Source organism: Thermus thalpophilus, from assembly GCF_022760915.1.
Lineage (GTDB): Bacteria > Deinococcota > Deinococci > Deinococcales > Thermaceae > Thermus > Thermus thalpophilus.
The window spans coordinates 1-369 of record NZ_JAKTNS010000139.1; the positions used below are offsets into that span (position 1 = coordinate 1).

Sequence of the window (369 nt, forward strand, 5' to 3'; positions counted from 1 at the left end):
GGGCCATCCGGAAGGAGGCCCGCCTCCCCGTGGCCCACCTCCTCCTGGCCCCGGTGAGCGTGATGCCCCCGGAGAACCCTCCTCCCACCTGGCCCCTCATGCTCCTGGCCCCGCACCCCCTCCCCGGGGAGGGGATGCGGCGGGTGGAGGCCTCCCCCGAGCCCCAGCGCCCCCTCTACTGGGTGGCCTGGCGGGAGGGGGAGTGGAAGCCCACGTACGTCCTGCGGAAGGACCAGCGGGGGCGGTGGACCTGGTTCCTGGAGCCCTCCTTCCACCGGGCCCTCCTGGAGGAGGCCCTGGCCTACGCCGCCGAGGGGGACTGGAGGGCCCTCGTGGGCCACATGAAGGCCCTGGGGAACCTGCCCATGT

The 369-nt window shown here is 74.5% G+C and carries 1 pseudogene; it reads left to right on the top strand.

The window, feature by feature from the left end:
• Positions 1-369 (top strand): annotated as a pseudogene (locus L0D17_RS13355) (hypothetical protein); the annotation flags it as partial.